The sequence below is a fragment of the Mycoplasma sp. 3392 genome (assembly GCF_053851755.1).
The window spans coordinates 154,455-171,491 of sequence record NZ_JBSQBF010000001.1 but is presented as its reverse complement, the minus strand read 5'-3'; the positions used below and the strand labels follow the sequence as shown (position 1 = coordinate 171,491).

Sequence of the window (17,037 nt, the reverse complement as noted above, 5' to 3'; positions counted from 1 at the left end):
GATTTATGGCTAAAAGAAATAACAAAAAATTAAATGCTTCAATTTTTCTTGGAACAACTCTAGCAGCGGCTGCAGGACTTGCAACTGCTTTAGCTCTTGTTCATGAGTCAGATTCAAAAAATGAAAACTTCGTAAAAGATAAAAATATTTATCAAGCATTACAACAACAAGTAGTTGACACAAAAAAACAATTAGCAGATAACAAAAATCTAGATGCAAATAATGTTGACAACATCAATGATCTTGTAAAAAGAGCTGAAGAATTAATTAAGCAAAAGAATTCTGATATAAACACAATGTATCAGTTGAAAAATGAATTAGTTGATAGAGTTGCAAAAGCACAATTTGAGTCAGTGGTAAAAGACACTAATGCCACAACAGACCAAGTTGATGCTGCTCTAAATAACCTAAGTAACTTAATCAAAGATAAAGAGCTAAAAGTACTTGTTAAACCACTTTATGAAAAAGTTAAGGCTGATAGTGACTCATTTGATTTCACTAAATTTTATTCAAACTTTGATGGAATGGTGAATAGTAGTAACAAGTCAACTTGAGATCTTGAAAAAGAATTTTATCACCTAATTGAAAACAACATTTATGACAATTCATTCTTAAAAAATTCAACTGACAAAGCAAATGTTTTTTCAGCTATCGACACAATTAGAACAAACTTAAATGCCAAAAACTTAACTAAAGATTATTTACAAACCTTAAATAGCATTTTTGCTAATGTTTTAAATACAGCAGCAACTAACATTGATGAATCAATGCAGTCTTTAAGCACAGCAAATCTAGAAGGTATCAACACAAAATTAAACTCTCTAATTGACGAAATTAATGCTTCACAACTACAAAAAGATTCAAAAGATAAATTTATCAAAGAAGTTTCCGATTTCAAAGAAGCAATCCTAAATTCTTACGCTTTAGTTCCAGCAAACAATTTAAGTGCTCAAAGCGATGTTAGTGATTTTATTAATACGGAATTTTCAAAAATTAGTGCCAACTTCTTAACAGATGAAGAACTAAAAAAATCAGCTCAAACCTTACAAAACAGCTATCAAGAAAACAAAGATAACTACGGAATTTTTAGCTCACAAGTTGAAAAATTAATTACTTCAGTTGACACAAGTTCTGTGAATGTGGAAACATATATCAAGATGCTAGACAATAGCTTCTTGATTTCAACTGCTAACCGTTACAGCCAAAAATTAAAACAATTACTTACAAATGCAAAAGACAATCACTCAATTAGTAGTGATGATTTTGATAAATACATTAACAATGAATTACTAACTCAAAATGTTGAAAATCTAGGTGAATTCGTTAAAAAATTATCAGATTTATACAATTCATTAGCCACATCAATTTCTTATAATGAACAATTAATTAATCAATTAGAAGTACTTGAAAAACAAGTAAAAGTTTCTTATCAAAATTTAAAATATACAAAATTGGATTCAGAAAATCAAACTAGAATTCAAAACCTTAAAGATAAGTTATCTAAATACCTTGCACAAAGCCACACAATTAGTGAAAATGAAAAGGCATTAGCTGAACTAACCGAAGAAGAAAGACAAATTAACAAAGAAGAACTTAAAGGTTGAGTCACAACCTTAAGTAAATTAAAAGATTCAATTGTTGATGAAACTGAAAAACAAAACGTTCAAAACTGACTTGATAAATGACAACTAAATGATGTCTTTTTAGTTGCTACCCTGTACGATGGTTCAACTCGGCAAGAATTACAACAAGATATTGCTTGAGCTCAGGACGTTTATATTTACCAAAGAGTAAAAATTAAAAAAGACGATGTTCAAAGTTATGCTGATGTAACAAAAGAAAAAGTTGTGGATGTTTTTGGTGAAAAATGAAGCAAAGGAAAAGAAATCTTACTTACTCAAATTAGCACTTTAAGAAACGATGCTGATCGTGTAGACTCAGATAAAACTTTAAGTGTTGAGCAAAAAGAGGAACAATTACAAAAAATCTACCAAGAAATTAAAGCTATCAATGATAATGCTGAGAATTTCCACAAACTTGACACTATTTACCCAGTAGCACAAAACACAATTTCAAATCTACCTGAAAGTTTAAAGATTGAACTAGGTGAAGAAATTAAAAACATTGAAAAATTGCTAAGCAGAGCAAAAGAAGATTTTGACAATCCACAAAATTCAGATCCTGTTGATACATACGAAAGATTGCAAAGAGCAATCGAAGATTTCAACGAAAAGAAAAAACAATTTGATGTTAATAGTATTTACAAACCTACTCTACAAGCAATTAAAGATGCTTTTGAGCCAACTCGTTACTCAAGTGAACCAACTGCAATCGAAAAAACTTTCTTAGATAAATTGGAAGCTTTAAAGACAGCTTATTTAGCAACTGAAGATACTGATGAACGTGAAAAAATTAAAAACCAAATGTTGACAATGCAAAAATCTGCCCCGCAAGCAGCAAATTTAGAACTTGCTTTGCAAGCTTTGCAATCAACATACAATAACTCAGCTTCTTCTGTAAATAAAAATGGCGAAAACTATCCAGAGTTAAAACAAGCGTACAACAAAGCACAAGAGCTGTTGCAAACATACAGTAATGGTGCTGATTTCAATAAAGACAATATTAATGAGGCTAGCGAATACAACCAAATTCAAGCTCAAATTGATGAAGCAAATAAAAACTTACAAATTCAAGTTGCTTTGGCAGAATTGAAAAATGAGGCAGCAAATCTTGCAAAAAGTTTGTATACTGGAGACAACAAAAACTTAGAACCTTATGCTTCAGTAAATAATTCAATTCAAGCTCTTTTAGATCAAAAAGATCAACTTTTAGCCAACCCTGATGCTACTGTGGAACAAATTCAAGAGATGACTGAAAAACTAGCAAGACAACAAAAGCTTGCTAATAAACTTAACGATGCTTTAAGTTGTTTAGACGCAATCGATAAAGAAACTAATCCAGTTGCTTGACAAAAATTTGCTGACACCATCAATGAACCACTTGTTAATGATGGTGACAATGCGTTACAAATTCAAGAAAAAATTAATAATCTAAATGAAGAGCTTTCAAAATCAAATAGTTACATAGAAGCTGAAAACGCCATTAACCAACTAAAAAGTGTTTACAATGATGCGGAGAAAAATAAGGCTATCTATTCAGCTCCTGCAAATGAACTTGAACAAAAAATTAACAAGTTGAGTGAAAGCTTAAACAATGAACCAATTACAATTTCTGAATTAAAGAACTTAAAAGTTGAAGCAGTTAAAGAATTAAGAAAACGCAATAGCGAAAAAGATCAAATCACTAGTGATTTTGCCAAAGCTAAAAGTGATATTGAAGCTAAATATAACGATTTAGTAAACGACGCCAAGGCAAAAGATATTGTCAATGGTTCAGAAGCAGTAGTACCTAAACTAAATGCTTTATATGAGCAATATCAACAACTAAAAGATGCTGATAGTACCACCCAACAACAACTAGATGATATTTATAATCAAATGAATTATCAATATCAAAACGATTTATTTGATTTCCAAAAACAATTAGCTCAACAAAAACTTGATGAACTAAGCCAAAGCCCTTACTCAGAAAGTCCTTTAGCACAAGAAACAAAACAAAAATTACAAGAATATTTAAATTCTATTGACAATCATGTGCAAAGTCTTCAAGTAGGAGATGAAAAAGAAATCGCTAACGAAACTGAAAGATTAAAAAACTTAGTTTCTTTAGTTGATACTCAAAAGAAAGTCTTCGATAGAATTAAGGACCTAAAAGATAATCCACCTACCGATGTAACTATCACTCCTGATTATTTAGAACAATTGATTCGTGACAACACTCCTTCAGCTGCTGACAATACAACAACTGAGCAACTAAAAACTGAAAAACAAAATCTTGAAAACGCTTTAATTGACTCATTGTCATTAGAAGAAGCTAAAAGACAAGAAGCACAAAAGATCAATACTGCTAAAAAAGATTTCGATAACTCAATTAACTTAAGTGAAACCGATCAAGATTACAAGGATGCTATTGATGCCTTATTTGATCAACTTTCACAAGAAAATACAGATGCTAATACAACTGCGGACGTAAAAGTTGTTGACACAAAATTAAATGATCTTGTTGGACGTTTAGAAAAAACTCGTTCACTAGCTAAAGTAGTTAAGAAAGCAAGTGATTTAATCACCAACACTGGAACTCAAAATCTAAGTCAAGCTGAACAAGAAGCGGTTCAAAAGCTACAACAAAAAATAGCAGAAGCTAAGACAAAATATGGTTCAGATAGTGCAACAGAAGCAGATGTTTTTGAACTTTCAGAACAAATTAATGAACTATTAGATAAATTACGTAGTTCAACCAACTTGCGTCAAAAATATGCTTCAGTTAAAGAAAAATTAGCGACAATTACTTACCCACAAGGAAGTAATAATTTTGGTACACCAGATGCCAAAAAACAAGAAGTTCAAAACTACATTGACCAATTGTTAAAACAGTCAGAAGCATCTGACACAACAAATGAAGAAGTAACAAGAATAACCCTTGAAATGAACAAATTGAGCAATTTATTTGATAAACAAATCGAAAAAATTGCAGTGCAATCAAGTATTAAAGACGAAATCTTGTATCAAACAAACAAATTTGATATTGATACAACCAACATGGCTGATGCCATTTTAAGAAGTGTTCCTAAATATGCGCTATCAGGACAAAAATTACAGGAATCAAATATTAATGACTTGGCAAGTGATTTAGATGATATGTTTGTTTCTTTAAATGAGATTTATCAAACAAGAAAAGAAGTTGCAAACGTTATCATCAACACACCAAACGAAAACTTGATTGATAAAACCAAAGCAGCATTGAAACAGGAATCATCAGAAGACGTCGAAGCAAAATATCAAGACTTGCAAACTGCTATGGTAAATTACTTCACCAGTCAATTAGAAAAAACAAAATCAATCAACTTTGTAAATCCTGCTGTTGTCCCACAACAAAACAACTTTGACAATGTTATTAATAAATTGTTAGATGTTAAAAAATCTTCTAACAATGCTTTTGGTGTGCTAAGTTTATACAAAGATATTGCTGACAGCATTGCTAAAGCACAAGAAGAAATAACAAGTGTAGAGTCGAATGATGATATTAAAAACAATCCAAAAGTTGTTGAACAATTGAAAGTACTAAAAGGAGATGCTAGTGTAAATCCCGCTGTAAAAGGTCTAATCGAAAAAGGTAAAGAAACATATGCTAAAGATTTTGTCGATCTAAACCTAAGAACAAGAAACACTGAAATTTTAAATGCTATTGCAAAATTAAAAATTATCGCAGCGTATGCAACTGCATTAAATCAGCTAAATACCAATAATTCATTATCAGAAGAAGAAAAGACACCAATTAGAGACATTCTAGAAAACATTTTTACATTGTTAGCTAACGATAGCACTTTAGAAAATGAAGAAGGTTACAACTCTCTAAGACAAAAATACATTGAGAGTTCAGGACCTTATTCATATACAACAGCAATCAATGCTACAACCCAACTAAAAAATATTATTGCTGATGCTCAAAATTGATACAACCAAAAAGATGTAAATGCACAAACTCCAGCAATTCAAGGTTTATTTACAGAATTAGGAACTGCTATTGAAAAAGCAAAAGCAAACACAACCAAAACAATTGCTACTGCTAAGAGTGAAAACACTCAAAATATGACAACTGATCAAGCGATTGCTTTATTAAATTCAAACAAAGAAGAAAGCATTAATAAAATAAGTGATCCATTTGATGGATTAATTGCTAAATTAAAGAAAACAAAAGAATCAGAAGCACGTAATTTATATGATGAATCAAAATCACTATTCAGCTTTATGACACTTCAAGGAATAGAAACACTTGATAGCATTTCTAATGATCCATTCAGTTCAATGAATAATGTTCAAATTCAAGACACTGACAAATTTAATGCTATTTCTGAAAACTTTAATGAAGCAACTACAAAATATCAACAAAATCTTTCATGACTGTATGAAAGTTCATGATCTAGAATCTATTGAGAACACAAATGACTAAAACAATTCATTGACAGTATTAATAATGCAGGAACAGCAAATACTGCTCAAGATTGACAAAACTTGCAAAAATCACAAGTTCTAGAATCAATGAATATGACTGAACAAGATTTAGAAAGTTTCAACACATATCTAAACAGCTTTAGCTTTGATTTAGAACAAAAACCGGATGAAACTCACACAGCAAAAGGAACAGACTTATTTGCCAATTACCGTTCAAATATTATTAACAACTATGTGCCTGTTCAAAAAGCACTAGAATCACAAATCAAAAACTTATGATCTAAGTTTGTTATAACCACCCCGCCTTTATTAGCTCAATATAATGACTTTGCTAATGAAATTAAGTCACACTTGTCAGATGATTCAAACTCAACATACTTTACTCAAGTTCTAAAAAATATCGATAGATATTCAGAAATCGAAAATCTTATTACTGCTTTTGCAAATTCAGACACAAGTTCGTCAGAAACTGCATGGGCTAACTATCAAAACTCTCCATTTGCATTTTCGAAATACAAATTTACTTTTGATAAAGCAACTGTCAAAGAAGATCAAAGTGATGCAAGCAATAAAGTAAATGAATCAATGAATGGTTGAATTACAACAGTGGCTAATATTTGAAAAAGACATGAAAAATTCAACGACATGGTTTATGGAACTTCTTCAAACGAAGATGTGTCATTGAAGAATATTTTTGCTACCTATGTAGATGCCCGGGTTGATTTGATTCCATTTTTAAAAAATATTGTAGGAAGAAAAATCGGTGGTAAGGTATTTGGACCACAGTGAGATTGGGCAAGTAACGACGCATTTTTAATAGCAACAAACAGCTACAAAAGCGTTGCTAAAAGTACTTATGATTTTAAAAATTTACTTATAACCAAATGAAACAAAGATAGCATGAGTCTTGCTGACTCTATTTATAGCATTTACAAAGCATATAAATCCACTCACACCTTGTGAAAATGACTAGAAGAACCAACAAATCTTGATCTTTTTTATTCACCAGTTAAATACCAATATAATTCGGAAGACTCATATTGAGGAGGAATTGCTTTAGCAGACTCAAATACTCTTGCGGAAACATTTATACAAAACCTAAACGATATTCCCACATCTCAAAATACATTTATAAAAGATGGCAAGGTGTATGAGTACAAGGAAATTAATAATCAAACTGCATTTATTAATTTGTTCCGCTGATTCCCTGTTGTAAAAACACCAGTGAATTTTTTAGATGAATTTGAGACATATAACGTAAATAACGTAAAAGTCTGAATTTACAAAGAACAAAGTGAAGAAAATTTTGCCAAAGTCATCTTGCAGTCTGATACATCCATAAAGAAAGTAAGTTTTAACATAAGAATTTCATACACACCTGCTGACTACGAGCAAAACAGCGTATTTAAAGACGTTCCCCCATTCTGAATAGATCTTAAAACACAATTATTAACGTTTAAAACACTCGATGTTTCAACATTAACTAAAGAAAACTTTTCGAGTCCTGATGCTATGGACAATGCATTGCTGTTCACAATGAATGAAGCAGGATGAAACAAATATACTGCAGTACCTAACTACTTAGCAGCTTACTTGAAATATTCTTACTATGATTTACTAAAGAGAAAAATTAAGTCATTCGCTTCATACTCAACATTGGGTTCTTCAGAAGGCAGAGATGATGTTAACAATAAGCAAAATGAAAACTTTGAAGTTAAGTTCAAATTCAAAGATGACTTTAGATTAAATATAGAAGGATATAAATACAAACAATATGTGCGTCCAAATGGAGATGCAATAATTTACTGAGCTCCAATGGAAACTAAATTTGAAGTTGAAGGAAGCATATATAAATACTCATATTACATCGATATTATGGTTCCAATGGTAGAAGAAAATCAAACTGTTTCAGAAACAGAAGTACCAAGAGTAGCAATTTACAACTTGCATACATTTGTTGGTGGAAGCATTGACACGTCATCAAATGAAAACTTCAGTTTCAAATTAGGATATTCGAAACAAAGTAGTGGTAAAGGTTTAGAAGGAAATGAATGAAGAGCATTTTGACCTAAGCAAAGTTCTACTCGTTCTCAAAAAACAATTACATTGAGTGATGGGACACAAAAAACAATCAACACTAATATTGAAGCAAATTCGTTAACACTAGCGCTAAATGAAGGAAAAGAGAATGGCTTAATTAAATACATTCCAGAAATTTATGCTCGTCGAGCTGCAGAAACAATCACTGGACGTGCCGACCGTCTACGTTCTATTTGAGATAGTAGCTGAGATAAAGGTACCTGATGAGACGGGGCTATTTATTTAAATGGTGATTACTATCCAGGGGATCCGAAATTTGTTGAGGTCGTAGAAACAATAAACATAAAAATGAAATTACACTAATTAGGAAATAAGGAGATATTATGACTAAATCAAGCAAAGTACTACTTGCATTAAGTTCTGTTTTGGGTATTGTTATAACTGCATCAACTGTAGGACTTGCTCTAACCAAACAAGACTTTGATAAAAATCAAAGCGATTTATATAAAACTTTTACTCGTTCAAAAGAGCAATTCCAAACTTACAAAGATTTTTGAAATTTTAGTCAGGAATCACAAAATGATTTAAATCAAAAATTAACAACAGCTGAAAGTAGTTGAGCAGATGAAACTAAAACACTTAAAGAAAAAATTCAAGCAATCAATGATTTCCAAAATACTTTCTTAAATAATGTAATTAATTGACTAAAAAACAATATTGACTACAGCCTAAGTTCAAGCAATCAAATAGAGCTACAAAGTTTTCTTTATTCACAAAGAAACCGTATCCAAGAACAAAGCGTTTATTCTTACTACTATGCTAACAATCCACAATTTAGTACTGATATTGACACATTTGTTTCGGGGTATAACAATATTTCAAAAGAAGATAAGCTAAAATTACTAGACAATTTTAGTGAAATGTTAACTGACGCAAACAGCCGTCAGTCACAACTTTTGGATAATGTTTTAGGAGCAAATGACACTAATTATCTAGTGCAATACAAACAAGAAATTGATTCATTACCAAGCAAAGTTCTTAAAAATCAAGCTAATGATTTAATTAATCAAATTGAATCTAAATTGCTAGAATCAAAATATAGTTACAATGAATTAACAATCTTAAAAAATAAAGTACAAGATGTTTTAAATCTTTACACAAGTAACAAAGACAAAATTGATAATTTCGTAGAGAACATCAATGAAAACATCAATGTTTTAAAGACTTTTGCTACTCAGAATACTGAAAATTCTGTAGTAAGTCAAAAATTAATTGACTTAGCAAATAATTATCTTGATAAATTAAATAACTGTGTAAGTGTGGATGACTTTGAAAAGTTATCTGCTGAAACTTCAAATGCAGCAACTCACGCCATTGATAGAACAAAAAGTATTGAAGAAATTAAAAATAACTGAAATTCTTACCTTTCATCGCAAGAAAGCAAAATTTCAGTCTTGAAACCTTACGCAGAAAACATCAAAAATTCTGATAGCTACAAAAACTTTATTGAAAACAACAATTACAATGAAGTTATAGAGTCAAAAGCAAATTACACAAATCAGTTTTCAAACTTAGTACTATTAGAACAAAAAATAGCTAACATTCACAAATCACTAAGTGATAGTTTTAACGAAGATTTGATTGATAGTGCAAAATACAACTTACTAAAACAAGAATTAACACAGTCGGTTAATGCAAATCTAACTGTTGAAAGTCTTGATAAAAAAATAAATAAAGTTGCCAGCGATGTGGCGGCTGTTGTTTCAGCACAGCTTTTTGCTAAAAATACCAAAGAAAGTATTGAAGACTTAAACAACAAAATTTCACAATATTCGAACGTTTCTTGATTTAATGATGACAAAGATGTTTTGAAAGCTAAACTAAAAGAAATTTATTTACAAATTGATTCAGTTTTCAATAACAAAAATTTAAGCTCTGAAGATGTTAAGACATTAAGTGCTTCTTTAGAAGAAAAATATCGTCAAACTTTAATTGAATCTCTAAACGGTATTGATGCAAAAATTGCACAATTCTTAGCATTGATTTACAACAAGCCAAATACTGATGAATTAGCAAAACAAATCGAAGATTTCATCGAAGAGGAATATACAAAATCAATTGCAGACGACACAACTGATACTGCTCAAATTTATAAAGATGCATTAATAAGAAGATTGAAAGAACTTGCTCAGGCTTCGGTTATCTACAAAACTATTGAACTAAAAGAAGCTTACGATGATGCGGATAAATATGCTCGTATCACATATAACCGTGCTAATGATTTAATTTGAAAACCATCTAATGCAGTTAAAAAACAATTAGATATGTTGGATAAGTATCTTGACGAATATAACAAATTAAATTATCAATCTTGATACCAAGAACCTTCTGACGATCTAACTAAAAAACTTGATGAGCTAAATAAATCAATTCAAAACTATCGTCAAAACATTGATTCTTTGAACGACATTGACGCTACAAATAAAGAAATTAATGATTTAATTGAAAACATTTCTAAAGACCCACTTAAAAAAGAACAATTAAAAGACCAAATAGCTAACATCAAAAAATTACAAGAACAATCTGAACAATTGTTTGCTGATGAAAATGCTAAAAAAGAAGATATTGAATCACTCAAAAAACAATTACAATCAGCTTTAAACTCACTAAAAGACTCAGGTCAAAGTGCTGACTTGACAAACGGTCTAGACTTGATTCAACAAGAGTTGGACAAATATTACAACACTGATGAATTAAAATCTCAACCAGGATACCAAACAATAGTTCAAAAAGCCGCTGACTTAAAGAAGCTAAGTGAACAAAAGCAATTGTCAGATGAAGATAAAGCAAGTCTATTACAAGAAATATACAAAGTAAAAGATGCTGTGTCTCTAACTTATTCAATTGAAGAAGAAATTAAGAAGCTGCAGACTGAAGAACAAAAAGTAACATCAGATGCCGATGCTAAAGATTTCGTTAATGGTGCAAAACAACTAAATAGCGCACAAATCGAAGAAGCTCGTTCATTGGTAAGCAAAATCAACTCTGATTTAGTTCCTGATCTTCGTGTTTTACAGAGTGAAATCGATGCGTTGAAAAATCGTGAGACCGAAACAAACAACGCTTTATTAAAAGATAAAATTACTAAATATAATCAAGGGATTGCTAATAAAACTACTGACTCCGATTCTGAAGTTGCAAAACAATATGAAAATGCTAAAAATAATATTACCAATACTTGATATGGAAGCTTAGTTAACTCAAATTCAACAACTTCTCTTGAAGATACTTTAGACAAAATAAAAGCAATAGACTCATTAAACAAAACCACAGCAGATGCTTTAGACTGAGTTACTTCAAACAAAAACAATAAATATGACAACATTTTTAGTGAGTTAGAAGATGTGGTTAGTGATAATCTTCTATTAGCAAATGACACAGTAGAAAGCTCGCAAGAAAAAGAAAAAAATATTAAAACTGCTTTCGAGGTAGCAAAGTCTAAATTAAGTCTAAGTGAGTCACTTGATAATTTAAATAGCATCTTTACTCAAGATGACAAAAAGAAAGTAATTTACGAAGACTTAGTAGCAGAGGTTGAATCGTTATCAGCTGAATATTCTAGTTATGTTGATTCTAACTTCCTGTCAAGCACTGAATTAGACAACAAGAAAAAAGAACTGGATGCCAAAATTGCTGAAATTCTAGCTGCTAAAAAACAAATAGATACAAACTGACAACAAGCTGTTGATGATATTGACACAAATGTTGTTAACAAAACAGATGCTGCAATTGAAGCCTTAAAACAAGTGAGCGGAAATGAAAATGATACTTTCCCACTTTATGATGCGGCAAAAGCTAAATATGAAGCTGCTAAAGAAGATCCAAGCACAGATTTAGAAACTTTAGCAAACTTAAAAACTGAAATGTTGAATGCTTTTGAAAGAGATAAGCTAAACAACCGCCTAACAAAACTAGAAGCTTTAGCGAATTCAGACAACTTCAATACAGATAATGTCGAAAATCCAGCCAAAAATGCTATCGACACAACAAAGGCAAAAATTCTTGCCTTTACAGAAGATCTTAAAAATAAATTAACAAACGCTGACTTGACTGAAGAACAAATAAATCAATATAAGCAACAGATTTCGGACAGCGAAAAGCTTTCTTCATTGCAATCAAATGTTGCTCAACAATTAAAAGAATGAGATGCTATTCAGGATGCAAGTGAAAAAGAAAGCAAACAACAATCATTGTCAAGTCTTGCTACTGCTTTAACCAAGTCTTATCCAACCAGAGACTTAGATTACAACGATAGTCCAGAAAAATATGAAGAGTTGAAAAAAGCATATGATTTTTCGAAAGAAGCCGATAAGTGAAAAACTGATAACTTCAATGCAATTCAAGATCAAACTAGTGGAATCAAAAAACAACTTAACGATGATTTAAGCTCAAATGCAACAGAAGTAGATCCTGACACAAAGCAAAAATTAGAAGAACAACTAGACAATTTGTTACAAAAAAACAATGACGCAAAATCTATTGATGAGCTAAAGAAATTACAAGATTTTATTGAAGAATTAAAAGACAATCAAGACAAAGTTATTGATTTATCAAAAGAAGTACAAAAAGCTAAAAATACACTAGAAAATGCTAAAGATACAACACAATTGAGTGCACTAAATCTAAAAAGAGAATTGGAAAGTCTTGTTGAAAAAGCACAAAATAATTATGTGCCACAAGATATGAACATTGACACGTTAAATTCCCTAAAACAACAAATTATTGAAACAAGAAATAATTTAGAATTAGCTTTAGAAATTGAAGATTTAATCAAACAAGCAAAATTAGTTCTTAATGGCCAACCAAACGAAGATAACGGAGTCAAATATTATGAATTCCAAGGTACACCAGGAACTACAAAACTTTCACAAGTTAACAAATGATTAGATAATATTCAAAACGACTCACTTGCAACAGACGGAACACAAAATTCGGTGCTTTTACCAGCAATAAAGGCAAGAGCTCAAAAAGCCTTGGAATTAATGCAACAGCTTAAGGTAGTTTCAGACCAAATTACTGATTGAAAAGCACCTGAAAACACATACAGTGGGTATGCAACTGATATTGAATTATTGCTTTCAAAATTGTGAACAAATTCACCTAAGGCTAGCGAACGGTACGAAGATGATAAAGACTCACAAAAAATTGTTACTCAAATCAATAATTTAAAAACAAGTCTACAAGCTATTCAAGACTTACACAGTGCAAGAATGGCAAATAATGAAAATATTGAGTCATTTAAAACATCTAAAGTAGAGCAAGATTCATTCAAGACTGATTTTGCGACACTTTATAAATACATCTCACGTTCTTTAAGTGCAATTAATAAGCAAAATATTGAATCAACAGAATTAAGTCAATTGAAGGCTGAAAGCGGTAACATTGCAGTCAATAAAAAACTACAAGAATTGGAAGATGCATTCGAAAGTTTATTAAAACTAGCAAAACAAGTTAAGGCCTCAAATACCATCTACGATAGTGTACAAGCTAACTATCCAGAGGTAATGAGTAGTAAAACAAAACTAAGCAATCTATTAGAAGATGTTATTGATTTATATGTTTCAACAGATGTTGCTTCTATCAATCAAAAAACAAAAGAGCTTGCAAGTGAAAGTGCTAAATTAAATCTTTTAAATAAATACCAAATCATTAGGGCGCAAGTTGATACTGATAGAGTGTTAAGTCAATCAGAAAAAGCATATTTAGAGTCTCTATTCACTGAATTTAGAAGCAAATTAGATTCAATAGATACAAATAATAGTAGTGCTGCTGATTATGACGATCTTTACAATACATACTTGAACAATGCAACAGAAACAGAAAAATCGATTCCTTTTGTGTTTGAAAACACAGTTGCTTTAAAACTGGCAATCAACAAAGCAAACGAGTATCTATCATATGAAAATATTGGTATCAAATCATATGAAGATAGTTCTGATACAAAAACAAAATATAGTGCATTGCGTACTGTTGTTCAAAATGCAAACCAAAACTTACAATCTGGAACAACACAACATAAAAAGGAATCAGTTGAAGCACTAAATACAGCAATAAGTGAGCTTATTGAACAAAGAAAATCTGATATTGATAAAGTTAAAGAAAAAATCACTTGATTAAAAAATAAAATTCAAGAACAAATTGACAATAGCGAGCAAACAAAATATGCTGATTTTTCACAGATTTTAGATTCTGATTTTGACGCTAAAACTTTAGATTTGTTAAATCAGGAAATACCAGCTGACTCAAACCCTATTGATGAAGTTAATAAGAGAATTCACACAGCACTCGAAACTTATTCAGTAGCTATTGTTAAAGCTTATGACTTTATAAAAAGTCGTTTAGATAATGCAATAAAAACTGCTGATGAAACTAAGAATGATTTCCTAGACACAACAATTAGAAGTTATGCTGGAAATGATATTTACACTCAAATGAATTCATTAGCTTCGCAAGCATCTCAACATTCAAACCAAACATTTAATATTGATAATTACTTAGCGTTAGGTTTATCAGAAAATCAGGATTTCAGTACTTGATTCAAACAAAGTAGAGACTATTGATGACAGTTAGGAGATTTTCCTACTCAATTAGCAAACAATGTGAATCAAAAACTGCACACACTTGTTAAGAGTGATTTAACTGGACTATTTGATAAACTTAAAGCATTTCTTATTGAGAAAGATAGTGAATTTGGTATGAAATATATTTTAGAAACAGGAACAAACGATATTTTCACCAAATTAGAAATGACCGATGCTAAAAATATTTTTGTTAGCGAATTCTTACCAAAATATTCTGAATTAAGTTCAACCTATTCTGCAACTCAAGACTTGTCGAAATTTGATTATGACAGCATCTTTGCACAAGAAGCCAGTTCAATGAATGAAACATTAAATTCATATTATTCATTTGTCGCAGCAATTAAGTCAAAAGCCAACACTATTTATAATAATGAGCATGTTTTTGATAACTTAATTAGAGAGGTTCTTGGCTCTGACTCTACATGACAAGACATAGCAAAAAATAAGTTAAATGCAAATCTGCAAGGATGAAAAGAAATATTAAATAATTACAATAGTGAAACTGTAAACGCAAATACTTTCAGTGACGTTGAAAGTAATTTAAATGTTGTTCCCGAAGATTCTAGTCCCACTTTTGCATTGAAGAAACTAATTGATAAAGTTTATGATTTTACTAAGCTTCCTTCAAAATTTATAACTGATTTATTCACTAATTTATATTTATATGGTGGTCGTTATGAAGCGCCTCAAAATGGTTACAATAATGTGGACTACAAACATGTTGTACCTAAAAGTACAACAACGCGGACCAAATTCGGTGCAATTTTGTCTAGTTTAGCCGGGGAAAACTCGAATGAGATAGATGTAACAAATGCAACTTCATTTACTGATTTGTTTGAAAAATTCTCATCTTTGAGTAGTCTTGGTGGTTTAACGTTTTTCGATTCAACAAACGTTAGATTAAAAATATTAAAATGAGAAGACGGTTCATGGTACAAAGTAGATCCTTCTCAAGATACAGAGACCATTAAAAAAGCAACATTAAGATTAAAATTCGAATACACTCCAAACAATTTAACTGAGTTCAAAAACATTGAAAGTCTTTCAATCATCACAGGAAGTGGTCCGTACGATGTTTACACAAACGGTGTCAAAACAGGTGAAATGAGTTTTGATGATGTCACAGTATCATTTAATTCAGTAGATTGAGCTCAAGTTTCAGATGGAAGTAGCGAGTTAATTTTCCAAGGTGAAAACACTGGTTATCAATCAAAAGTTGCTCTATTAGATGTTAATGATGCTGGTTGAGCAACCGGTTTAACCAAAGAACAATATGAAAACAAAATGTTCGAAGCTTTCAAAAATACATTGAAAGCAAATAATTCCGATTTAGATAAAAACCAAGTAGTTCAAAAAGAAAATAATAATGCTTTAGTGATGTTTAAACCAAGCAATACTGACATTGAAAACATGAAAATTGAATTCTTGAACTCACCTGTTCTAAATTACGAAAGAGCTGGCTTCTCAGTTATTTATCAAGATTTAGCTAACCAAATGATTGTGATAAATGCCGATGATACCAATAAGGAAATAGTTCTAGTGGAAGTTGTACCTGGTACATTAGTTTCTGGGCCAACTGCATCAGCTGCTGCCAATTCTAGTGAATATGGTGATCTAGTTGGTCAAGGAAAGGCATATGCGCCTACAAAAGCTGGTATTTCTGTGTACCAAAATCAATACACAATGCCTGCTGCTACTGTTTATTTATACAAATTCAAGTTTGAATACAATGAATCAGATAACAAGATGTATTTATACAATAGTTGAATGGAAACACAAAGTTATTACAAAGATCCATCGTTCCATGATTCAGTAAATCCAAGTTTATCTTCAAACTATACCCCTTACACTATTTCATATACTGGTGGAACACCAGGCACTCAAATTTGACAAGTTGCACCAGAAAAATGAATTATCAATATTGCTGCCAATGTTTTAAATAAGTATGCAAGCAATGTAGATACAGGAAGTGTTGTACCTAACAACAATTCAACAATTACAACAAGTGGATATGGTAAAGGTTATTTAAAAGATGATGACTTCATCTCATCAGATGCATTTGCTAAAATATACAAAGCGAGTGGAAGAGGAAAATTGATTTGATCATCAAGTGATAACCCAACTCAAACAACCACAACATCAGATCTAACACAAAAACCACTTATCTTTAACTCAGGAACAAAATTCTTTAAATTCAAGATTAGATAATCTAATTACCCAGTTTGAGTGCTGGGTAATTTTTCTTAAAACTTTAGTTTTAAGCCAGTATAAATGTGTAAAATTAA

At 30.9% G+C, this 17,037-nt stretch carries 2 protein-coding genes; both read left to right on the top strand.

The window, feature by feature from the left end; all coding sequences use genetic code 4:
• Positions 1 to 5 precede the first annotated feature (5 nt).
• Positions 6 to 8,474 carry a hypothetical protein gene (locus ACWXVV_RS00705; RefSeq protein ID WP_455984593.1) on the top strand — a complete coding sequence of 2,823 codons (8,469 nt, stop codon included), beginning with the start codon at positions 6 to 8 and terminating at the stop codon, positions 8,472 to 8,474.
• Between the two features lie 20 nt (positions 8,475 to 8,494).
• Positions 8,495 to 16,960, top strand: a complete 8,466-nt coding sequence (locus ACWXVV_RS00700; protein ID WP_456012448.1) for a hypothetical protein — start codon at positions 8,495 to 8,497, stop codon at positions 16,958 to 16,960.
• Positions 16,961 to 17,037: the final 77 nt, after the last annotated feature.